Origin of the sequence: Fictibacillus sp. NRS-1165 (assembly GCF_050468105.1) — a bacterium.
Lineage (GTDB): Bacteria > Bacillota > Bacilli > Bacillales > Fictibacillaceae > Fictibacillus_C > Fictibacillus_C terrinigri.
This window is the reverse complement of sequence record NZ_JBDPNU010000037.1, coordinates 22669-45156: the sequence shown is the minus strand read 5'-3', so window position 1 is coordinate 45156 and position 22488 is coordinate 22669. Positions and strand designations below refer to the sequence as shown.

Sequence of the window (22488 nt, the reverse complement as noted above, 5' to 3'; positions counted from 1 at the left end):
CACTTATTTTTCCAATGTTTGAGCCCCGGCATAATGGTCTTTCACCTGGTCCCTCAACGCTCTTTTTAGAAACTTGCCGACAGACGTTTTTGGTATTTCATCCATAAACAGTACATCGTCGGGTATCCACCATTTTGCAAATTGAGGTTGTAAGTATTCTTTGATATCTTCCTTTGTTACTTTGCCTTTTGCTTTATCTTTTAGTACGACACAGGCAACCGGCCTTTCCTGCCATTGCGGATTGGGTACAGCAACCACTGCCGCTTCATAAATATCGTCATGCGCAATGAGAGCGTTTTCAAGATCGACAGAAGAGATCCATTCGCCTCCGCTCTTTATTAAATCTTTCGTACGGTCGACGATTTTTATCGTTCCTTCCTCATCGACGGTGACAACATCTCCTGTATGCAGCCATCCCTCTTCAAAGGCCGAACGGTTTTCATCACCGTAATATTCATCGGCGATCCAGTTGCCCCGCAGGAGCAGTTCACCCATCTCGTTCCCATCCCATTTGACGTCTCCAGATGCACCTTTCACTCTCATCTCCACACCGGGAACAAGGTAACCCTGCTTGGCCCGAATGTTAAGCTTTTCTTCATAGTCCAAGTCCTGCTGATAACTTTTAATCCGTGAAAAAATAACAAGCGGGCTTGTTTCTGTCATCCCGTATGCATGGGCAAACGGAATATTGTGCCTTGTTTCAAACGCTTTGATCATTCCTTTAGGTGCTGCGGAACCGCCGCATAAAATAGATCGGAGGCTTCCTGTATCATAGTTCCCTTCATCCAGTTCTTTTAAAAGGCCAAGCCAGATGGTTGGAACTCCTGCGGTGATCGTCACTTTTTCCCGTTCGATCAGTTGTGCAAGCAGCTTTGGCGTAAACTGCGGCCCAGGAAGCACCTGAGTCGTTCCGAACCAGACCGCCGCAAAGGGAAGCCCCCACGCGTTCACATGGAACATGGGAACAACCGGCATGCAGATGTCTGACTCAGATACACTGCCGCCATCTGCAAGCCCGAGTGCCATGCTGTGCAGAACGATCCCTCGGTGAGTATAGATGACTCCCTTTGGATTTCCGGTCGTGGCTGACGTATAACACATCCCTGCCGGTTCGTTTTCATCAATATCCGGATTAAAAGTAAATGATGGTTCTCCTTCTTCCAGCAGTTTTTCATAATGATACAGCGGTTCAAGCGATGAAGCCGGCAGCTCCTGCTCATCTGTCATCAAGATAAACGCTTTAACAACGGCGATTTCATCTTTTAACTTTTCAATCAGCGGCAGGATGTCCTGATCAATGAGTAGAACCTTATCTTCGGCATGATTAATGATGTATGCGATGTGAGCGGGAGAAAGGCGGATATTAATGGTATGAAGAATGGCCTCGGCCCCTGGGATGGCAAAATAGGCCTCCAAGTGGCGGTGATGGTTCCAGGCCAGCGTCCCCACTTTGTCCCCCTTTTGAACGCCAATCTTTTTAAGCGCACTGCTCAGTCTTCTCGTCCTGTTTGCGATTTCACGGTACGTAAACGTTCTGATCCCGGAAGCTGTCCGGCTGACCACTGTCTTCTTTGGAAAAAATGCTTCCGCATGCTCCATCATGGCTGTCACTCTTAAAGGCACATTCATCATCATTAAATTCCTCCCTTAGAAAATAATAGATTCGATCCCCTGATTCTGCTGCTGCAGTCCTCATTTGTACCTAGTTTACTACTTCACCACACTTGCAAAAATCCCTTGTTTCTTTTTTGGAAAAGTCTTCTATGGGAGTAAATGCCCACAAAAAAAACCAAAAAACATGAATCGCCTTTTGGTTTTTCACACTATTTTTTTAAATACGGCACGGTGTTGGAACCGGGATGGGTTTAACAGGAACAGGGGCAGGTTTCATCCATTTCTTTTTGGAATTTTTGTCGGGCAAGGGCAGCAGGCCATTTTTCTGCACAATGTTTCAGGAAAAAGCAACAAAAAAAGCGCTCGCACGAACGAAACGCTTTGCTCAAGGTCTTGTGGCCTTATTATTCCCTTTCATCTCTACATCTGCAGATACATTTGTTTGATCTTTTCAGCTACAGCATCGATATTGCTTGCCACCTGCGGGAAGGAATAACCAACATACAGCGGTGAAGCGGCAAATCGCGGAACGACCTTGGCAATGATTTTTTCTTCCCATTGATAAAAGAAAAGATTATAGCTGTTGCATGTCTTGCTGAAGCCGTTCAGCAGGAAGTGTGCGGAGAGTTGAATGTAATCAGCGAGCTCCTTCACTTTGCTCCGGTCTTCAAGCAGAATGTTGAGTTCATAGAATCCCATTTTCGGCTTTGTAGATATATTGAATTCCATGCCCGGCTGCTTTTCAATGATGATTCCTTCAAATTGTGAAGGATGGATATTCTGATGATAATCAGCTTCTTTAAATCCAATGATTTGCATATGCGGGTGGCGGAGCGTTCCGCCAGAATACGGCCCATGGTTTTTAAAGAAGATCACGGATTGGTATTCACCGCTGCGGATGGTCTTTTCCCATGCAGAAAGGCCAAATTCAAAGAGATCATACAGATTGTCTTTTGTATACTGAGACAGCTCGGAGTAGCACTCCTTCGTTTCAATGATAACGGTCTGGAACGCATTGGCAAGTACAGGGTACTTGTTCTTAAGCCAGATGATATCTCCTTTTTCTTCAATAATTCCTGCCAGGCTTTCCCTTTCACAAAATGGGCATTTTGTTTCTGTGTTCCGTATGCTTTCCGGTTTTTGTGTTCCGATATTCATATTAAACAGAAGATGTGTTTGCACGGAGATCACCCTTTGTACAGTGTTATGAAAGCAATCATAGTTATCTTTCTACTCTCAGGCAAGAAAAACCTCTTCTTAACGAAGAGGCTTTTCTTTCATATAGGATTTAAATGTATTCTTTACTTTTGGCACCACATAATGGCTGCCGCCTTTATCCTGAACATTTTCAATCATCATGGAGACGAGAAGGCTTGGCTGTTCTTGGTTGAACGCTACGAAATATCCATTTTCCTGGCCTTTTTCACCTATTTTGGATTTCAGCTCCGCCGTTCCGGTCTTACCGGCAAGCACCATATTTTTCAATGGCGGCTTGTATCCAGTTCCTCTCTTATCTTCGACCACCTTTACCAGATCGCTCCTGATTCTAGAGGCCGTTTCCGGGGAAATGACGTTACTCTTCCACACTTTCGCTTTTGGATTGTCTGCTTTAACCAACTGTGGTGCAATCAAATTTCCGTTATTGATAAAAGGTGTATAGGCAAGCCCCAGATGCAGGATGTTCATTTCTACTCTTCCCTGACCATATCCGGTATCAGCAAGCATACCTTCTGAATCAATTTCTTCCGTCTTCAGGGAAGAATTTTCAAAATCCAGGTCAAACGGCATGCCTTCATTAAAACCAAATTTTTCCACACCTTTCACCATATCTTCTTTTCCAATGGCCAGCGCCGTTTGGGCAAAGTAAATGTTATCGGAATACATGAGCGCTTTCTGCAGATTAACAGATGGCACCGCAGAAACCCTCGTTACAAATTTATTATTCCAGCCTTTTTTCTGCCACTTTTTCCCCGAGATGGCAACTTCCTTGTTTGGATTCAATTTATTCGTCTCTAAACCGATAGAGGCCGTGATGGGCTTAAACGTTGAGCCAGGGGCATACGTATAGGCAAAGCGGTTTAACATCGGCTGCTTCGGATCTTTTTCAAGCTTCTGATACTGTGGAGCAGTGATGCCCAATACAAAGTCATTCGGATCAAATCCAGGACTGTTGACTAGAGCCAGTACTTCTCCCGTCACCGGGTTGATGGCTGAAGCAGTGCCGACATCCTTTTTCATCTGATTGTAGAGGTCGCTCTGCAAATACATATCGATGTTCAATGTTACTGACTTTCCGTCCACTGCTTCTTTTTTCGCTACGGTTCGTTTTTCGTTTTCTCCAGAATCAACGATCCTGATTACTCCACCGTTTTTCCCGCGAAGCTGCTTTTCATAAAATTTCTCAAGGCCTCTTCTTCCGATCACATCCGTAGATTCATAGCCTTCAGACTTTAATTTTTCAAGTTCCTCCGCTTTAATCGGCTGCACAAATCCCGTAAGATGGGATGCCGCTTCTTTATACGGATACACCCTCGTCTCAATGGACTTCGTGCTGACCCCTTTGATTTTCTGGATTTTTGAAAGACGGGGATCCTTTTCGGGAATCGTTTTTATCGGGACAAAGAATCCTGGCTGTACCCAAGAAGCGTTGAGCGCGTTGTCGATTGTCTTTTTATCGATTCCGAGTATCTTTGCGAGCTGCGCCTTGCTCGCCTCTTTGTTTTCAGAAAGGTTTTGAGGAACAATTCCAATCTGTGCTGCCATTCCGTTGACTGCTATTCCGTTCCCATTGCGGTCAAGAATTTCTCCCCGCTTCGCTTTATTGGTGTGGACCCTTACCTTGTCTCCCTTTGCCATTCCCGGGAAGATCTGTGAGTAGTCCCAATTGATATACCAATCCTTTTGATCTTTCTTTTCCTGCTCTTTCATCTTGATTTTATGCTTATATTGGACGGGGCCTGCGAGTGTATCCATTTTCACTTGATATGTATAGGTGACGTTCCCGTTCTTGTCCTCTTCAGGCTCTTCTTTCGGAATAACGGGTTTAATGGAAATGTTTTGGGCTTGTATGCCACCATATATCGCTGTGTATTTCTTCACAAACTCATCCTTGGAGATCTCTTTCTTGCTTTCATCTGAAAGCATGCTGTACATTTTATCGAACTTCATAGACTGCCAGTTTTTCATGTAGTCTTTTATTCTCGGTTCCGGCTTGGGACCATCTGAACAGCCGGCGATAATCATGAGCACCAGCACGATAAAAAATATAACTATCTTATATTTCAAAAGATATTCCCTCCTGACTGCTTCTCTCATTCCTATTTTAATCCATTTAAAAAAATAATCGAAGTGATAACCCCTCACTTCAGCTTTCGTATTTGAAATCTTTTTGTGAACGCCCATCCATTTCAGCGCTCATACTAAAATACTGAAGTTCCATATTCCATAGGCTTATATCCTTTTCCCAGACCATCCCCACTTTTTTTAGAACCTTTCCTGAATCTTGGTTTGCAGGCATGATCAGCCCGATCAGCCGGTTGAGATGCAGCCTTTTAAACGCATCCTTCACACAGGCTTGTGCGGCTTCCGTCGCATAGCCCTTGCCCCAGGTCTCCTTGCTGAACGCATATAACAGTTCGACCTCATCCAAATCCTTTACATAATTTAATCCGCAATGCCCGATCAGTTCTCCATCCTTCGTTTGAACGGCAAACGTACCGAATCCATGGTTCTGCCACCCTCTAATAAAAAAATCCATCATGCGCCTTGATTCATCAGGAGTATAGGCTCCTTTTTTCGGCAAACACCTGCCTACTTCGTCCTGGCCCAGTACTTGGGCATATGATTCTCCATCCCGCTCCGCATCAAACATTCTTAGTATTAGACGGTCCGTAACGAGTGGATGAGCTGCCGCTCCCTTCATTCCATTTCCTCCCTTAATTGCTCTTTTCTGACATGCTACCACACACTGAACAGAAAGTATGACTTTTTGGGATGAACTTGTTAATCAATCTGGTAAAACGGGAAAACACAAACTATCAAATTCAAAGCAAAGAGGTGTCCATCTGATGAACAGCGGTAACTGGTATGTAGAGAAACGTGCCAATTATAAAACGTGGAAAGAACGTTTTGACAGGGAAATGACCATTCAGCAGTCACTGATTTATGGAGTGCCCACGGTTGTTATGATTCTTTTTATCTTTTTCAAATAAGTTTCCAAAACATACCGTTAATTACTCTTGTCTCTCATATGCCTGTCATTTAAGCGCTACAGCTGCCCCGAAAAAAGACCTTCATCTTTTTATGAAAGATGAAGGTCTTTAGCATTCGGCTACACTTACCCGACGAGGTGATGTGGGGATTTTTTATTCATATTCAAGCGGCCTATTTTGGACGTTCCAGCGTGAAAATTTCACCAAGTTTAGAATAACTGCTGCCCGCCAGCCGGCTGACTGGCTTTAAACCTGCAGCATCGATGCGTCCTTCATTGTATAGATCCTCTTTAATATGGTAGCAGACGACCTCACCGATGAGCAGATCGCATACCGGATTCTCGCTGTTTCCACCGAGAGGGATAGCCTGCTCGAGAACACACTCCAAACGAATACTTGCTTCTTTTAATCCCGGAACGGCCACTTTTGTACTCTTAATTGGTGTGAGCCCTGCAAGCTCAACCTCGCTTTCATCCGGCGGCAGGCTTGCTGCTGTCTGATTGATCGATTCTATATAGTTTTCATCCGAGATATGAACGACAAATTCACCAGCATCCATCACATTCCTCGCCGTATCCTTCAGCTGGCCGTTCACTCTTTGAACAGAAACCGAGATAAGGGGAGGGGATGAACTGACAATATTAAAATAACTGAAGGGGGCCGCATTCAATATACCCTCTCTTGTTGTGCTCGTGACAAAAGCTACTGGCCTGGGAATGATGCTTCCTGTCAAAAACTTATAGTTTTCTTTAGCGGACAAACGTTTTGGGTCGATTACTTTCATGCAGGTTCTCCTTCCTGGTGATCAATTTTTAGAAGAATAATGCTGCTGAAACCAGGCTGCCGCAGCTTCTGCCTCCTGCTGGGTCAGCTGATGGCCGTAATTTCCCCAATACGTCTCAACATTCGCTCCGGCTCCTCGCAGCAGGTTTTCCAGCTCTTCAGTTTCCTGCGGCGGACAGATCGGATCATTTTTCCCTGCACCGATAAAGATTTCACTTCCTTTAAGATCTGGCAGGCCCATTCCTCTTAATGGCACCATCGGATGATGAAGGACGGCTCCACGCAGCTCACCTTCAAAATGGAACAATAGGCTGCCGGCTATGTTTGCGCCGTTCGAATAGCCAATTGCCACGACATTGTTCCTGTTAAAACCATATTGCTCAGCTGCATGATCCAAAAAGTCATGCAGTTCTTTTGTTCGAAATTTCAAGTCCTCTTTGTCAAAGATTCCTTCAGCTAATCTCCTGAAAAAGCGCGGCATTCCGTTTTCAGAGACATTTCCCCTGACACTGAGGATGGAGGACTCCGGTGAGATCATGGAGCCCAGCGGCAAAAGATCTTGTTCTGTTCCCCCTGTTCCGTGGAGCAACAGCAATACTGGAGCCTCTTCGTTTTTTCCTTTTATGAATATATGCTTCATTCTGCTTCATCCTCCTTTAAGACACGTGCCTCTGCCGGCATGAGCACCGATTCAATCTTTTCCCGCTCGGGTTCCAGCCAAGGAGGAAGAAGAAGGTTTTTCCCCATAACATCTTTAGGCTCATCACGGGCAAATCCCGGCGGATCCGTCGCAATCTCAAAAAGAATGCCGCCTGATTCACGAAAATAGATCGCATTAAAATATTGCCGGTCGATGACGGGTGTTACTTCAAATCCATTCTCGCCAACATGGGACCGCCAGCTTTCGTGGTCTTCATAATCGGCAGCACGCCATGCAATATGATGAACCGTGCCCGCACCCATCGATCCCCTTCCGACTGCTGACATCTTAATGTCAATGATATTTCCCAAATCGGAAGACGCTCTGATCCTTACAAAATCTCCATCCTCCCCTGCTTTCTCCATACCCATCACATCAGTGAGCAGTTTCATCGTTTTTAAGGGAGCACCTGAAAGCAGAACAGCACCCCCGAATCCTTTAATGGCAACCTCGGCAGATACACCGCCAAATGACCATCTACTATCTTTCCCTTCCCTGCGGCTCACCAGTTCCAGATGAAGGCCATGAGGATCGTCAAAAGCTAAGTACTGCTCACCAAAGCGTTTTGTTTTTTCGAATGGAACCCGGAAATTTCCAAGCCTCTTTTCCCAAAAGCTTAATGCTCCTTCAGGCACCACAAAAGTCGTGACGCCTACCTGACCCGCTCCTGTCCGGCCGCTGTATGCTCCAGGCCAAGGAAAGAACGTCATGATGGTTCCTGGTGAACCTTCCTCGTCTCCAAAATAGAGATGGTACGTACCTGGATCATCAAAGTTTACGGTTTTCTTTACGAGACGAAGCCCTAAGACTCCAGCGTAGAAATCAACGTTTTCTTGAGGATTACCCACAATAGAATTCCGCTAGTCCTTTTTTCCACAATTCTATCTCCCTTCATATCTACCTGTTTACTATTCCCTTTTACAAATGATTATTTAACTTACTTATAGTAAGTATAATATCAAATGTAACTTACTTATGTCAAGCGATCACCATGTGGGGATGAAGGCTTATTACCAAAAAAGCTTTTAAAATGGATTTCTGAATTGAAAGCGGATAAAGAAGTAAGTTATTCCATTTATAAAAGCTAAATCCGAACATTAAAATTAATTTTTATTTAAAGGTTCGTAAATGTTATTGTTTTTAAGAAAGGATTTTGATATAGTTACTAAGGTTGATTGAAACAAATCGCAAAAGCTAGAACTCGGGAGGTTCTTTTTATGAATAACAAATACGATGTCATTGTTGTTGGCGCCGGTCCGGCCGGAATATTTTCATGCTATGAATTAACACGCAAAATGCCGGATGCCAATATCCTATTAATCGATAAAGGCCACGATATCTATTCCAGAAACTGCCCGATCCTTCAAAAGAAAATTCAAAAATGCCCACCTGCTGCCGGACGAAAAGAATTTGCCGGCTGCCTACCAGCTTGTTCCATTACAAACGGCTTTGGAGGAGCAGGGGCCTATTCTGATGGAAAGTTTAATATTACAAGTGAATTCGGAGGCTGGATGACTGATTACCTGCCCGATGAAACGGTCATTGAACTAATAAAATATGTAGACAGCATTAACCTTGAACACGGAGCGACTGAAACGATTACCGATCCTCTGACAGATGAAGTAAGGGATATTGAAAAACGTGCGTATGCTGCTGGATTGAAGCTGCTTCGCGCTCAAGTCCGCCACCTTGGAACAGAACAGAACCTGTCGATCCTGACCAGCATCTACGAGTACTTAAAAGAAAAAATCGAAATGCGCTATAAAGCAGAAGTATTGGATCTTGTTACAGAAAAAGTGGATGGCACGCACAAAGCTACCGGCGTGGAACTAAAGGACGGAACGGTGCTTTCTACGGATAAAATCGTTATCGTCCCAGGGCGCGACGGCTCTTCCTGGCTGACTAAAATTTTGAAAAAGCGCCGTTTAAAGATGGCGGCCAACCAAGTCGACATCGGTGTTCGAGTTGAAACATCGAACGTGGTCATGGAAGAAATCAACGAGCATTTGTACGAAGGAAAGTTTGTGTTCAACACGTCTGTCGGCACAAGAGTCCGAACGTTCTGCAGCAATCCGTCAGGACACGTAGTGGTCGAGAACCATTCAGGCATTATGCTGGCAAACGGGCATGCTTACAAAGACCCTGCTCTCGGAAGCCCGAACACCAACTTTGCACTCCTTGTGTCCCATAAATTTGACGATCCGTTCGATGAGCCTACCGAGTATGCCCATGAGGTTTCGAGACTCGCTAATCAGTTGTCTTCTGGCGGCTTGGTTGTTCAAAAGTACGGTGATATTAAAAAAGGACGGCGTTCCACTGAGAAACGGATCAAGGAAGGGTTCCTTAATCCGACGTTAAAAGAAGCCGTTCCTGGTGATCTCGGTCTAGTACTTCCCTACAATACAATGAAAAGCCTGATTGAAATGACAGAGGCCCTGAACGAGGTAACGCCTGGTATCGCTTCAGAACATACGCTGTTCTATGGAGTAGAAGCCAAATTCTATTCTGCGCGTCCAAAGCTGAACGACCGGTTTGAATCAGAGATCTCCGGCCTTTATGTCGGGGGCGACGGAGCGGGAATCACTCGGGGACTGGCACAGGCGAGTGCTTGCGGAGTATGGATCGCACGTGACATCGCTGATAAATTAACCACAAAAGAAAAAGAACTGGCAGTGATCGGTTAATGCCAGACAGGAGGACCGCATTCACTGTGGTCCTCTTTTTTTACGTCTGCCCCGTGGAAAGCGAGCATCCTGAAACGGAAATCAACCACTCCCAAGGGCAGCAACGATGACGAAAACAGCCTTTTTTATTTAAATGTTTGAGAGTGAGCTCCCTTGCGTTACACTAGGAGTAGAATCTATCAAAGGAGCTGTTTCATATGTGCGGCAGATATTCTTTGTATACTGATATGCATTTTATTCAGGAAGAATTTGATATTGAGATACCCGGCACGATGCCACAGCGTTATAACATCGCACCATCTCAAAACGTACTTGTTGTTACCTCGGATGGCAGAACACGAAATGCCGAGATGCATCGCTGGGGGCTGATCCCCTTTTGGGCAAAAGACCCTAAGATCGGCTACAAGATGATCAACGCCCGGGCAGAAACGGTAGATGAGAAAGCCTCTTTTAGAGGGCCATTGAAATACAAGCGCTGTCTCGTGATCGCTGATGGCTTTTATGAGTGGAAAAGAGAAGATAAACAAAAACAGCCGTTTCATATCCGCTTGAAAAACCGCAAACCATTTGCTTTTGCCGGCCTTTGGGATCAATGGGAACAAGACGGAGAAGTGATTACTTCCTGTACTCATATTACGACCCAACCCAATGCATTGATGAAAAATCTGCACGATCGGATGCCCGTCATCCTCACAAAAGAAGCAGAAGAAAGCTGGCTGGACCCATCCATTCAGGATAAGGAGTATTTGAAGTCACTCCTTGTTCCTTTTGAAAGTGAACAAATGGAAGCCTTTGAAGTATCGCCGGTTGTCAATTCACCAAGGAATGACGTCAAAGACTGCGTTGTACCTTTATAAAAGTTTTATCTTGATTTCTCTCTTTCCATCATTTAACATTATGGAAACGATACATGGCTATGAGGAAGGAAAGTAGATGGCACGTACACTTCAGAGAACCGGCGGTTGGTGAGAGCCGGTGTGGAAATGCGATTGAATGGGCTTCTGAGCTTCAAACCGAAACCGCTGGGAGTAGGCTTTGACGGAGGGTCTCGCCGTTAGAAGGAGACAGGTATTCGGTCTTTGGATACTGTTAAAGCGGACTGCGGCAGAGCGGTTCATCAAGGTGGCACCACGGGGTTTCTCGTCCTTTATCAGGATGAGGAGCCCCTTTTTTATTGGACAGGAGGAGAAAAAATGGAGAAAAAAATCGTATTAACAGGGATCAAATCCACCGGAAGGCCCCACATCGGAAATTATATCGGAGCCATTAAACCAGCTCTCCAGCTGGCTGAAAACGATGCCTATTCACCCTATTATTTTATTGCAGACTACCACTCATTAACGACCGTCCGAGATGCAAAACAATTCAAGGATTATGTATATGGCATAGCGGCAACCTGGCTTGCACTCGGGCTTGATCCTGACAATTCGACCTTTTACCGCCAGACAGATGTTCCTTAACTTATGGAGCTCACCTGGATTCTCTCCTGTCTCACACCAAAGGGTTTGATGAACCGTGCGCATGCCTATAAAGGACTGGCCGAGCAAAACCGGCAGAACGGCCTCGAACAGGACGCCGCCATCAACATGGGGGTGTGCTGCTGATATCTTGTTATTTCAGTCTGATATTGTCCCTGTCGGCAAAGATCAGATTCAGCACGTAGAAATTGCCAGAGACATCGCAGGGCACTTTAACCATATATATGGCAGGACATTCAAGATGCCAGAATACAAAGTGGATGAAGAAACATCTGTTATACCGGGGCTTGATGGGAAAAAGATGAGCAAAAGTTATAACAATACCATTCCGCTCTTTACCGAGGAGAAAGAGTTGGAAAAGCTGATCAAGCGGATAACAACCGATTCGACACCGCCTGAGGAACCAAAAGATCCATTTCTCTCTTCTTTGTACTTAATCTATAAAGAATTTGCATCTGAAACGCAGGTGAAGATGATGCGTGAACGTTATGAAGCTGGCATTGGCTGGGGAGAAGTTAAAAAAGAATTGTTTAACGTTATGAACGCCTATCTGGAAGAGCCAAGGCAGCGATATATAGAACTTATGAACAATCCGAAGAAAATGGATGATATTCTCCTGTACGGAGCTGAAAAAGCACGCAAGCGAGCGAGGCCGTTTCTGGAAGAGATTAAGGAGAAGATTGGGTGCTGAACTGGGGGATGGAAGCCTTTCACAAACCTCAAACCAACAAAAAAGCCGCTTTCAAGGGCGGCTTTTTTCCTATTCTTACACTCTTTACCAAGGGATGTCATACTTTCTCAAGAGATGTCATATCGCTCTGATTTTCTTCCTTTTATTTTAAAAGAATAAACAGCTACAGCAATAACGATGATGAAAACGGCGAGGCCCAGAAGGCTTGCTTTATGAACAAATTGGGTTACGAGGTACCATTTTGCCCCTACAATTCTGCCGATCATAATGAACAGAAAGCTCCAGATAAACGCACCGGTATACGCATAAAAAGTGAATACACGGTATGGCAATGAGGACATCCCTGCAAAATAGGCTGTGAGGTGGCGGATTCCTGGAATAAAGTAGCCGAACATGATGAGCGGTTTTCCCAATCGTTGAAAGTAAGATTGTGAGGTATGTATTTTATGTGTCGATAAATGAATTTTCGGTCCGTATTTAAGCAACAAGGGTAAACCAAAGCTTCTGCCGAGCCAATAGTTTATCGTGATTCCGGTCGCTGATCCTGCAAAAGCGGCAAACAGGGTCATAGCAAATGAGACTTCACCTGTATAAACGATATAGCCGGCAAATGTCAGCAGAAATTCATCAGGCACCGGGAGTCCTATAACACCTAGCGCGAGAAGGAAATATAGTGCCAAATACCCGTAATGATGAAAAAGATTTTGTAAAAAGATCTCCATACAACACCAACTAGTTTAGGATAGTAATTCTATTTTACCGAAAATATACAATTTTGTATCGTTTTTTTACAATTCTTTTATTTTCCAGCCCAAAAGCTGCCTTTTTTCGACATTTTAAAAGGCTCTTCTTTTTCCCCACCCCGATCATATACATGTTAGAGAGATGAATTGGACAAAGGGTGAAATCATGGGAAAATTTCTAAAAGGAACGCTTATCCTATCTTTGGCAATGCTCTATACAAAAGTCGTGGAATTTGTAGTCAGCATCCTTCTCGCACGGTCATTGGGAAGCGAGGGTATGGGATTTTACATGATGGCACTGCCGGTGATCGGATTGCTGATCACCATTGCGGCTCTTGAATTTCCGACCGCTCTATCCAAAGTATTGGCGGAAGAGGAAGTACACCAGAATGAAAAACAGAGGCTGCAGATCGTTAAAGTTTCTTTTTACGTCATCATGGGATTGAGCCTTCTGCTGGTCTTGATCAGTGCCGCGATTACCGTATTGCTTTTAAAATGGAAGACGATCGATACAAGGCTTGGCTATCCTTTACTTGCTCTCATTCCGATCGTTCCGGTCATAGGAACAACTTCCATCCTGAAAGGCTATTTCAGCGGTCTTCAGAAAATGAAACCCATTGCGATCGCTCAGCTTTTGGAAAAAACGGCGCAGTTGAGTTTTATTTTTTATGTGCTTCAATATATGAAGGGGCTCCCTCTGGAATATCGTGTAGTTGCTGCTGTATTGGGAATTGGGGCCGGTGAGCTCGTTTCCTTGTTTTTCTTTTCAACATCCTTTTTATTGGGGCAGAGAAATTTAAAAGACACGTCTCAATCTGAAATGGCTTCTGTGCCGCGCAGGAGCATCTTAAAAAAGCTTTTCCAAGTCAGCCTCCCCACGACAGGGGTCCGCATGATGAACGCTTTAACGGCTGCAGTAAATCCGATTTTAATCACACAAAGTTTAATGTTTGCCGGCATTACGGCCTCCATCGCCACAAAACAGTATGGCATGCTGACAGCATTTGCGATGACAATCGGCTATTTCCCCGGGTTTATTGGATATTCGCTGTATGTTTCACTCGTTCCCTCCATTTCCGAGGCCCGATCAAGACAGGATGAAATAGGACTTCATCAAAGGATTCACCAAGCTTTTCATATTACGTTCCTGTATGGGATCCCATGTTCGATCGTCATGTATTTTTTTGCTGACGAACTGACCGTACTTTTCTATCATTCTCCTCAGGCCGGCCAGTTCCTGATGCTGTTGTCCCCATTTATTCTGTTTCATTATTTGCTTGCACCGCTTCAGGCCATCCTGTTTGGCCTCGGGCGTGCAAGGGATGTGTTTTCGCAAACCATATGGGTTAATATACTGTCCATCCTGCTCATTCTCTCTCTTGCCTCCCGATCATCATTTGGCATCCACGGTGTCATTATAGCAGTGAACTTCAGCGGCGTTCTGCTCTGCTTCCTGCATTATCACACCATTGTTGAAGAAGTGAAGTTCAAGCCTAAAATTGCAGAGTACTTTACGTTTCTGGCATCGGGAGCTGCAACCATCTTCCTGTGCGAACTCATGCATACCACTCATTACGAAAATCACCTGTCGATCACTCTTCTGCTGCTTGTCGTCTTCTCTTTTTACTATGGTACACTGTTCCTGCTCCGGCTCGTGCAAACCGGAATTGGCCGCTTATGGATGAAACCTGAAAAGTAACAAAAACCGGACCCGATGATCGCTCATCAGGTCCGGTTTTATGCTCTTCTTATTTTCATTTTATAAATCAGCCAAATCAGCAGCACGACTGCTCCAGCTGTAAGAATAGCATAGAGTCCCAGGTTGTGGAAATACTGTTCAACCACTCTCCATTTTCGGCCGAGCCCTTTTCCAAGCATGATAAACGTAATACTCCAAATGAAACCTCCTGAATAAGCGTACAGAGCAAACCGTTTAATATTCATGGCCGAAATGCCGGCAAGATAAGCAGAAATGTGGCGGATCCCCGGAATAAAATAACCGATGATGATCATCAGGTTGCCGTACTTTTGAAAATACCACCGCGTTTTTTCTATTTTCTTTTCCGTGATCCCTATTTTAGGTCCAATTCGTTTAAGAAACGGCAAACCAAGTTTGTAGCCTAAAAAATAACTCACTGAGATACCAGACATCGCTCCTAAAAAGGCAGACATCAAGGTCAAGACAAATCCTGTCTTCCCTAAATAGACGAGGTAGCCAGTAAAGGTGAGTAAAATTTCATCTGGAACCGGCAATCCGATTAAGCCAAAGGCAAGAGCCAGAAAGATACCTGCATATTCATAGTGAATAATAAAATCCAAAATCGCTTTACTCATAGATTACCCCTATACGGTTTTGATCTCTGTCAATCTTTCATAGCCCTGCCAAGCTCGGCCGCCCGGTCGTTCGTTGCATGAACTGCTTTTTGCACCAGATGTCCAAAATCAGCTTCTGCTAAAATCTCCAGCCCTGCCGCTGTTGCACCGCCTGGAGTCGTGACTGCTTCCCTAAGGTCAATCGGGGACAAACCGCTTTTTAACATAACCGCCGAGCCGTAGATCATCTGCGAAACCAGTTTCCGTGCCTGGCCTTCTGAGATCCCATAGCTTGCTGCAGCATCAATAAGAGCAGAAGCAAACTCATAAAGAAAAGCAGGAGCGCTTCCGGTAACAGCGGTAAGTTTATGTATCTGTTCTTCAGTGCATTTTTCAGAGGAGCCAATACTGTCTAATAACAGCTTTAATAGCTTTACCTGGCCTTCATCCAACGTCTCACCATGTGTATAAATCGAAATAGATTCCCCAGCCTCTGATGCCGTATTGGGCATGACCCAGGCTACCGGAGTACCGGCAGGAAGGTTATCCTCCAGTTTTTTCAATCCAATTCCAGCCGCTACCGAGATGACAAGCTGCCCGCTAATCACGGTGGACAGTTTTTCAAGGACTGAATCATGGGCATCAGGCGGAACCGCAAGGACAATCACAGAACTCTCCCTGGCATGGTGAATCCAGTCTGTCGTTGTTTCTACACCATATAGCGAAAAAAGCTGCTGAAGCCTTTCAGTATTACCCTGATTTCCTGCAATGATGGATATATTTTCGTCTTTGGAAGACTGAAGTCCTTTAATCATTGACTCTGCCATACGGCCCGCACCAATAAAAAGAAATGTTGTACTCATGGCTGATCTCCTTCTAAACAAGTTTCAAAAACAAAAGGTGTTCAAAAAGAACACCTTTTCTCTATTGTAGCTTATTTTATTTAAAAATCTATCAGGGACTCCATTTTCTTCTGATCCACGGTTTTAACGACTGCAGCCAATAGTTTTACCGTGTTCTCCAGATCGCTCTTGCTGACCATCGAAACATGGCTGTGGATATAGCGCGAGGCCACTCCGATAACGAGAGAAGGAATACCCTTTTTAAATAAATGTAATCTGCCGGCATCCGTTCCTCCGCCAAGCATGACATCGACTTGATAAGGAATGTTATGTTTCTCGGCAATCTCAATCACCATGTTTCGCAATGGGACGTGCGGGACCATGGAGGAGTCGAGGAATGTAATGAGCGGTCCTGCTCCCAGCTTGGCTTTGTTGGAGTTGTCTCCCGGTCCATCCTGTGCGATTCCTACATCCATGGCAATTGCAAGATCTGGCTCCATAATATAAGGTGCCGTTGCAGCCCCCCTTAAGCCAACTTCTTCCTGGACGGTAGCACCACAATAAATGGTGTTCGGATGGTCACTGTCTTTCAGCTCCTTTAACACTTCCAGCGCCAGATAGCATCCCGCACGATTATCCAAAGCTTTGGCCAGGATCGTATCGTTATCAGGCAAGAGTTCAAACGGACAGATTGGCATAATCGGATCACCGACCTTAATCCCCCATGCTTTTACCTGTTCTTTATCATTTGCCCCGATATCAATGAACATTTCACGCATCGGATAGACTTTCTTGCGTTCTTCCGGAGTCAATATATGCGGTGGCTTTGAACCTACCACACCTGTGAACGTTTTCTTATTGGTAATCACATGAACACGCTGGGAGAGGATGACCTGATCCCACCAGCCCCCGAGTGGAACGAATCTCAAGAAGCCATCCTTCGTGATCTCGCTGATCATGAAAGCTACTTCATCCATGTGGCCGGCAAGCATGATTTTAGGGCCATCCGCCGACCCTTTTTTCTCGCCAAACACACTTCCCATGTGATCATAAACAAGCGGTGCACCGGCCTTTTCGATCTCACGCTTCATAATTTTTCGTATTTGGTTTTCAAAGCCTGGAGCACCATTGGTTTCTGTTAATTCTTTTAAAAGATCCAACTCTATCACCATCCTATAACTATAGAATGGTAAAAATGAGAAGGTTTTATTACAAAGTAAATGAAAAAAGGAGCGGACGATTAAAACCTTTGCGTTTTAATTATTTTCATTTTTACACATGGAGTTCCATCGCTTCCGCCACCTGAATGGCTTTCAGCAAGGCTTTCGCTTTATTGAATGTCTCTTCGTATTCGTTCTCCGGAACAGAGTCAGCGACGATGCCTGCCCCAGCTTGAATATAAGCTTTTTGATTTTTAAAAAGGATGGTGCGAATGGTGATGCACGAATCCATATTCCCGGAAAAAGACAGGTAGCCGATGGCTCCCGCATAGGTTCCTCTTGCTTGCGTCTCAAGCTCGGATATGATCTGCATGGCCCTGATTTTTGGAGCCCCGGACAGCGTTCCAGCTGGCAGGCAGGAGATGAGAGCATCAAAGAAGTCTTTATCCTCTCTTAGACGGCCTGTGACGTCCGATACGATATGCATGACATGAGAGTACCTTTCAATCTCCATAAAAGACGACACTTCAACACTTCCATACTCGGAAACCCTGCCGATGTCATTCCTTCCTAAGTCGACAAGCATGATATGCTCAGCCACTTCTTTTTCATCAGCCAGCAATTCTTCCGCTAAGTGCTGGTCTTCCTCCATATCTTTTCCACGCGGGCGGGTTCCGGCAATGGGACGGGTTCTTACTTGCTGCCCCTCTACTTTGACCAGGAGCTCTGGGGATGAGCCGACGATCATTTCATCGGGCATTTTCAAGAGATACATGTAAGCAGAAGGATTTACGATCCGCAGTATCCTGTAAACGGTTAGTGGATCGGCTTTCGCTTCACTTTCAAAGCACTGTGACAGCACAACCTGAAAGATATCGCCAGCAGTAATGTATTCTTTTGCCTGTTCCACCATCCTGCAAAACTCTTCTTTTGTCAGGTTGGATTGTACACCGCTTATATCCACGTCCTGTTGAGGAAGATATCGAAAGGCGGGAACAGGATGACTCACATTCTTTTCTAGCTGTTCCATCGTTTTCTGGATGGACTGTTCCGCTTTCTTGTATGCTTCTTCGAGTTGCTGCTGGGTATGGTTCTTCGGAACATGGAGATTGCAGACAATTTGTATGGATTGTTTTAAATGATCAAATACGATCAATTCGTCTACGAATAAAAATTTCATATCATCGGTGTGGATTATATCTTTGCTGTGAGGTGGAATGTTTTCAAAATATTGCAGAATATCATAGCCGAAATAACCGACGGCACCGCCTGTAAATTGTGGCAGGTTCTTATGTGAGGGACTTTTGAATTGGTTGAGGAGTGTTTTTAAAATATCAATAGGATGCCCAGTAAAGGTTTCATCCTGGCCTTTTTTCTTGATGATGGTTTTACCCTTCTTGCACGAGACCACCATGAAGGGATTTTTTCCGATATACGAATACCGGGCCCATTGCTGGCCGCCTTCTACACTTTCAAGCAAGAAAGAATAATCTTCCTTATAATACGTTTGATACAGTTCTATGACTGTATGTACATCTGCGAATAACTCAATGCTCACAGGAATTAAATTATAGTTTCCTGCCATTTGTTTTACTTCTTCCAATGATGGTTGTATCATGGCTATCATCCCTTCTTTACGAGAGACGAAGATTAGCAACCATAACCGCTAATCTCAGCTCGGCTCTGCTCTATTCTTTTGTTCTCACTCAACTCTCAACTCTTCTCAACTGCCTCAGGCGATTAAAAATCACTATATAATGCATTAGGCAAACTGTCAACCGTTACTTTGCGGATTCAACCTTATTTCAAAAGGGAAGGTTACCAGTGATGCAGTTTACTTAAAATGAGGTGAAAAGGAATGAAAGCCATCGTTATCCATGAATACGGAAGCAGAGATCAGCTTGTGGAGAAAAAAATAGCCGATCCTAAGCCAGGCCCGAAAGATGTTCTCATTGAAATCCATGCTTCCTCTGTAAATCCTGTCGATTGGAAAATCCGTGAAGGTTACTTAAGAGACCGCCTATCCTTCAATTTTCCTGTCGTCCTTGGCTGGGATGCAGCGGGGATCGTGAAAGAAGCAGGTTCTTCTGTCACCAAGTTCAAACCGGGAGACGAAGTTTTTACAAGACCTGCAACAGAACGGGACGGCACCTATGCTGAACTGCTTGCTGCAGATGAAGAATTAGTTGCGTTCAAACCCAAAAACCTGACGTTTGAAGAAGCCGCCTCTATTCCTCTCGTTGGCCTTACGGCATGGCAATGCCTTGTTGAGTTCGCAAACATTCAGGAAGGCCATAGAATCCTTATCCACGCGGGCGGAGGAGGAGTAGGAAGCTTTGCCATTCAGCTCGCAAAAGCAAAAGGAGCTTATGTCATATCTACGGGCAGTGGAGATTCAGAAGAGATCATCAAAGAATCTGGCGCAGACGAATTTATTAATTATAAAGAAAAAGTTTTTACAGAAGCGATCGATCCTGTAGACATCGTGTTTGATACGATCGGTGGAGAAGTTCAGCACAACAGCTATAAAGTGATCAAACCAGGTGGAATCCTCGTTTCCATTGTCAGTCCGCCTATACAGAAAGATGCGACCAATCATTCTGTCAAAGCCGGATTTGTTTTTTTGGAGCCGGATGGCGCACAGCTTGCTGAGATTGGAAAGTTGATAGAAAGTGGCCAAATTAAACCTTTTGTCGGAGAAACTTTTCCTCTTAACCAGGAGGGTGTCAGAAAAGCTCACGAATTAAGTGAATCTCATCATGCAAAAGGAAAAATCATTATTCAAGTGAAATCCTAGATGATAAACGCAGTAAAGTCTGGAACGATATTAGTTCACGTTCGCCAGGCTTTTTATGTGTCACAATATCTGACAGAAAAGTAGAATGCTTCTCAAAGCACGTGATAAGGTAAACGTACACTTTCTTTTCAATAAGGAGGAAAATTATGATTCTTTCCCATCAATTAACACCTGAAGAAAAAGAAAAGGTGAAGCAGCTGAAAAGAAAAATAAACGAGACGGATTGCCTAAAGGAAAAGACGAACTATGAAAACCAGCTCATTGCCTTGATGGAGAGAATTTTCATACGCCATAAACTTCAGAGGAGAAATGAATTATAATTGCAGCAATTTCACAAGATCGAAGCCTAAAGCTTCCTCTGTCAACAGCTGCTCCCCGATTTGGATGTTTTCCTCCCCCAGTTTGATGCCGCCCAGCTTTTCATATGCCGCTTTAGATGGGTTGTCCTTTAAAACCCAGGCGAGCATCGTCCGATAGCCGAAATCATAGTGGGTTTGAGCAAGATGGCGTATTAGACTAGTGCCTATACTTCTGCGCTGGTATTCATGCAAAAGATAGATCGCATACAGCTCCGTCTCATATGGAAAGCGCCCTGAGCGGTTTGGCCCGCCAGAGCAAAAGCCGATAATCTGTTGATTAATACAGGCAACATATAAAAAACTCTTCTCCATTGGCTTTTGGATGATGTTCATCCACATATCCTCCCGGTCTTCAGCCCTCATCTTGTATAAATAATCGTCATCAATGATTCCTTTATACGTCGTCCTCCAGCTTTCAACCTGTACAAAGGAAATCCCCTTTTCGTCTCCTGGAATGGCTCTTCTTATCTCCAACGAACCCACTTCCTCTCTTGTAAATGTCACTTTTAGGAGACCGAAGACAGAAAGCCTTTTTATAGTCCAGGCCTCCAGTGCCCGTCTTCTATCAACAGGCATTTCAATATTTCTTCATTCACTGATAAAAACTGGCAATGATTTTTGCAGCCGGCAAAAAAAGCAGCTGCCCAAGCATCGTACCAATCAGCTTAGTTGTGATGAGCAAAATAACGAGAGCTTTGACATCACCATACGGCCGCTTCCCTCTGATCGCCTGATCGGTAATAATTGCTGACTTTGGATCGATGAAGAAGGTAAGCATGATCGTTGCTGCGCCGTTAATCATACCGGATGAAGCGGCCGCTGCCAGCTGGTTTTCTGACGGAACCAGTAATGAAGAATAGTTGGCAGCAAGTACTCCTATTGTATAGATACCCGTTACCACCGCATGAAGAAGCAAAAATCGTTTAGGAATTTCTCGAAAACGCAATTTATGGAGCATCTTCTTTTGGGGAACGGTCGCTTTTTTAACGATCCTCTTCAGATTGTTTGCGTGCAATGCTTCAAACACGAGAGAGGGAACAGACCCTGACAAAGAAATTTTCTTTACCCCTATTTGAAAAATTTTCAAAAAGGTAGGAATGACAAAAAAACCTGCGAGCGTACCAGCTGTAGCCGCGGCAATAACAAACCTCATATCGTTGAGCGGATCAATATTTTTCACGATGCTAAATCCGATGATTTTCCCGATCAAAGGTGCCTGAAACATATTTGCCGTTCTGGAAACAAGCACAAACAGGTTAAAAATGGAAAAAGATAATGCCACTTGCCCCGTTTTTACTGAATTAAGTCTTACAGAATAGCCTAGAGTATCAATGATATGAATAACAAATGTCAGCAAAATTAACTGTAGCAATACATGCTCCATCCCTTGATCACCCCTCTGACGCAAAATTCGATTCCTTTTTCATTTCCCCGGAAATTGCCGTAATTTGAAATACATCTTATTATAAATTTCGTACTTTTAACAAGCATTCCTTCTCTCTTGGAATCAAAAAAAAGGACGGCTAACGCTGCCCTTCCTTCTTTTATCCATTCTCTTTTTTGGCAAACCAGAGGGTCCATCTGTCCCGCTCGCTTTATTTCCTGATCTGCTCTCAATCTGGTTTCAATATAAGAAATCAGCTGCTCCAATTTTTCATTGTTCATTTCAAAAAGAATGGAGCGTCCAGTGCGTTTTCTAAGGTCTTCTGAAAGTTCTCCTACCGAAGAATAATGTTTCCTCATCTCCCATAGCTTTACCTCTTCCACATGAGAAAACCCCGCATTTTCAATAGCTTCGATCACCTTCTCACTTGAAAACCGCCTTTTAATTTCTTTCTCTATCAATTTTGGTGCTTTTTCAAAAAAATATACCCGGATGTGTGTGTCTGTTCCTGGAAGAAGACAGTCTTCAGGTGTTCTGTCCTGAACGATGAATGTTCCACCCGGCTTTAACAAGCGAAAAGCTTCCGCAGTACATCCTTCCAGCCCGTTTAAGTGATGAATCACCGCCCGTTCCAGCAACATATCGGCAGAATAAGACGGCAGCCTCCAGCATTTTCTCGGAAAAATCGACAGCAGTCACGTGTCTGGCACCCATTTCGATCATGGCTTT

General features: G+C 44.4%; 21 protein-coding genes, 1 pseudogene and 1 other annotated feature. Of the genes and pseudogenes, 7 read left to right on the top strand and 15 right to left on the bottom strand.

The window, feature by feature from the left end; translation table 11 throughout:
• Positions 1 to 3 precede the first annotated feature (3 nt).
• The 4 genes from ABHN01_RS16680 to ABHN01_RS16665 all read right to left on the bottom strand — a co-directional run bounded on the left by ABHN01_RS16680 (position 4) and on the right by ABHN01_RS16665 (position 5536).
• Positions 4 to 1632, bottom strand: a complete 1629-nt coding sequence (locus ABHN01_RS16680) for a long-chain fatty acid--CoA ligase (RefSeq protein ID WP_429876475.1) — start codon at positions 1630 to 1632, stop codon at positions 4 to 6.
• A gap of 402 nt (positions 1633 to 2034) precedes the next feature.
• Positions 2035 to 2796 carry a DUF4931 domain-containing protein gene (locus tag ABHN01_RS16675; protein ID WP_429876461.1) on the bottom strand — a complete coding sequence of 254 codons (762 nt, stop codon included), beginning with the start codon at positions 2794 to 2796 and terminating at the stop codon, positions 2035 to 2037.
• Positions 2797 to 2871: 75 nt separating this feature from the next.
• Entirely contained in the window at positions 2872 to 4899 is a 2028-nt protein-coding gene (locus tag ABHN01_RS16670) for a penicillin-binding transpeptidase domain-containing protein (RefSeq protein WP_429876460.1), read from the bottom strand.
• A 79-nt stretch (positions 4900 to 4978) separates the two neighbouring features.
• Complete coding sequence (locus ABHN01_RS16665; RefSeq protein WP_429876459.1) at positions 4979 to 5536, bottom strand: GNAT family N-acetyltransferase; 558 nt, start codon at positions 5534 to 5536, stop codon at positions 4979 to 4981.
• A 145-nt stretch (positions 5537 to 5681) separates the two neighbouring features.
• Between ABHN01_RS16665 and ABHN01_RS16660 the strand changes: the two genes are divergently transcribed.
• Positions 5682 to 5825, top strand: coding sequence for a hypothetical protein (locus ABHN01_RS16660; protein WP_429876458.1), 144 nt, complete (start codon positions 5682 to 5684; stop codon positions 5823 to 5825).
• 172 nt (positions 5826 to 5997) lie between these two features.
• On the opposite strand, the gene ABHN01_RS16655 is transcribed toward ABHN01_RS16660, so the two are convergent.
• The 3 genes from ABHN01_RS16655 to ABHN01_RS16645 are packed head-to-tail and all read right to left on the bottom strand — an operon-like array spanning position 5998 to position 8159.
• Positions 5998 to 6609: a flavin reductase family protein gene (locus ABHN01_RS16655; protein WP_429876457.1), complete on the bottom strand. Its 612-nt coding sequence runs from the start codon at positions 6607 to 6609 to the stop codon at positions 5998 to 6000.
• 21 nt (positions 6610 to 6630) lie between these two features.
• Positions 6631 to 7248: an alpha/beta hydrolase gene (locus ABHN01_RS16650; protein ID WP_429876456.1), complete on the bottom strand. Its 618-nt coding sequence runs from the start codon at positions 7246 to 7248 to the stop codon at positions 6631 to 6633.
• On the bottom strand, positions 7245 to 8159 hold the full coding sequence (locus tag ABHN01_RS16645) for a ring-cleaving dioxygenase (RefSeq protein WP_429876474.1): 915 nt from the start codon (positions 8157 to 8159) through the stop codon (positions 7245 to 7247). Before ABHN01_RS16645 ends, ABHN01_RS16650 begins: the two co-directional genes overlap by 4 nt.
• A 366-nt stretch (positions 8160 to 8525) precedes the next feature.
• Here ABHN01_RS16645 and ABHN01_RS16640 point away from each other — a divergent pair, with 366 nt between their 5' ends.
• The 3 genes and pseudogenes from ABHN01_RS16640 (at position 8526) to ABHN01_RS16630 (ending at position 12161) form a co-directional block, all read left to right on the top strand.
• Positions 8526 to 9992 carry an NAD(P)/FAD-dependent oxidoreductase gene (locus ABHN01_RS16640; protein WP_429876455.1) on the top strand — a complete coding sequence of 489 codons (1467 nt, stop codon included), beginning with the start codon at positions 8526 to 8528 and terminating at the stop codon, positions 9990 to 9992.
• A 197-nt stretch (positions 9993 to 10189) separates the two neighbouring features.
• A complete protein-coding gene (locus ABHN01_RS16635; RefSeq protein WP_429876454.1) occupies positions 10190 to 10849 on the top strand; it encodes an SOS response-associated peptidase in 660 nt (219 codons plus the stop codon).
• Positions 10850 to 10899: 50 nt separating this feature from the next.
• Positions 10900 to 11143: a binding site (T-box leader), on the top strand.
• 42 nt (positions 11144 to 11185) lie between these two features.
• Positions 11186 to 12161, top strand: a pseudogene (locus ABHN01_RS16630) (tryptophan--tRNA ligase).
• Between the two features lie 107 nt (positions 12162 to 12268).
• Here ABHN01_RS16630 and ABHN01_RS16625 read toward each other — a convergent pair.
• Entirely contained in the window at positions 12269 to 12883 is a 615-nt protein-coding gene (locus tag ABHN01_RS16625; RefSeq protein ID WP_429876453.1) for a DedA family protein, read from the bottom strand.
• A 187-nt stretch (positions 12884 to 13070) separates the two neighbouring features.
• Here ABHN01_RS16625 and spoVB point away from each other — a divergent pair, with 187 nt between their 5' ends.
• A complete protein-coding gene (gene spoVB / locus ABHN01_RS16620) occupies positions 13071 to 14603 on the top strand; it encodes a stage V sporulation protein B (RefSeq protein ID WP_429876452.1) in 1533 nt (510 codons plus the stop codon).
• A gap of 38 nt (positions 14604 to 14641) precedes the next feature.
• Here the strand turns inward: spoVB and ABHN01_RS16615 are convergent, their stop codons facing one another.
• The 4 genes from ABHN01_RS16615 to trpE form a co-directional block, all read right to left on the bottom strand.
• Complete coding sequence (locus ABHN01_RS16615; protein ID WP_429876451.1) at positions 14642 to 15238, bottom strand: DedA family protein; 597 nt, start codon at positions 15236 to 15238, stop codon at positions 14642 to 14644.
• Positions 15239 to 15267: 29 nt separating this feature from the next.
• On the bottom strand, positions 15268 to 16080 hold the full coding sequence (gene proC / locus ABHN01_RS16610) for a pyrroline-5-carboxylate reductase (RefSeq protein ID WP_429876450.1): 813 nt from the start codon (positions 16078 to 16080) through the stop codon (positions 15268 to 15270).
• Between the two features lie 80 nt (positions 16081 to 16160).
• On the bottom strand, positions 16161 to 17219 hold the full coding sequence (locus ABHN01_RS16605; RefSeq protein WP_429876449.1) for a M42 family metallopeptidase: 1059 nt from the start codon (positions 17217 to 17219) through the stop codon (positions 16161 to 16163).
• A gap of 112 nt (positions 17220 to 17331) precedes the next feature.
• Entirely contained in the window at positions 17332 to 18837 is a 1506-nt protein-coding gene (gene trpE / locus ABHN01_RS16600) for an anthranilate synthase component I (protein ID WP_429876448.1), read from the bottom strand.
• 240 nt (positions 18838 to 19077) lie between these two features.
• Between trpE and ABHN01_RS16595 the strand changes: the two genes are divergently transcribed.
• Positions 19078 to 20016: an NADP-dependent oxidoreductase gene (locus ABHN01_RS16595; RefSeq protein WP_429876447.1), complete on the top strand. Its 939-nt coding sequence runs from the start codon at positions 19078 to 19080 to the stop codon at positions 20014 to 20016.
• Between the two features lie 146 nt (positions 20017 to 20162).
• Entirely contained in the window at positions 20163 to 20336 is a 174-nt protein-coding gene (locus tag ABHN01_RS16590; RefSeq protein ID WP_290398380.1) for a hypothetical protein, read from the top strand.
• Here ABHN01_RS16590 and ABHN01_RS16585 read toward each other — a convergent pair.
• From ABHN01_RS16585 to ABHN01_RS16575, 3 genes are all read right to left on the bottom strand, one after another.
• Complete coding sequence (locus ABHN01_RS16585; protein ID WP_429876446.1) at positions 20331 to 20849, bottom strand: N-acetyltransferase family protein; 519 nt, start codon at positions 20847 to 20849, stop codon at positions 20331 to 20333. The genes ABHN01_RS16590 and ABHN01_RS16585 overlap by 6 nt on opposite strands.
• Before the next feature lie 118 nt (positions 20850 to 20967).
• Complete coding sequence (locus ABHN01_RS16580; protein WP_429876445.1) at positions 20968 to 21759, bottom strand: lipid II flippase Amj family protein; 792 nt, start codon at positions 21757 to 21759, stop codon at positions 20968 to 20970.
• Positions 21735 to 22382 carry a hypothetical protein gene (locus ABHN01_RS16575; RefSeq protein WP_429876444.1) on the bottom strand — a complete coding sequence of 216 codons (648 nt, stop codon included), beginning with the start codon at positions 22380 to 22382 and terminating at the stop codon, positions 21735 to 21737. Before ABHN01_RS16575 ends, ABHN01_RS16580 begins: the two co-directional genes overlap by 25 nt.
• Between the last annotated feature and the right edge of the window lie 106 nt (positions 22383 to 22488).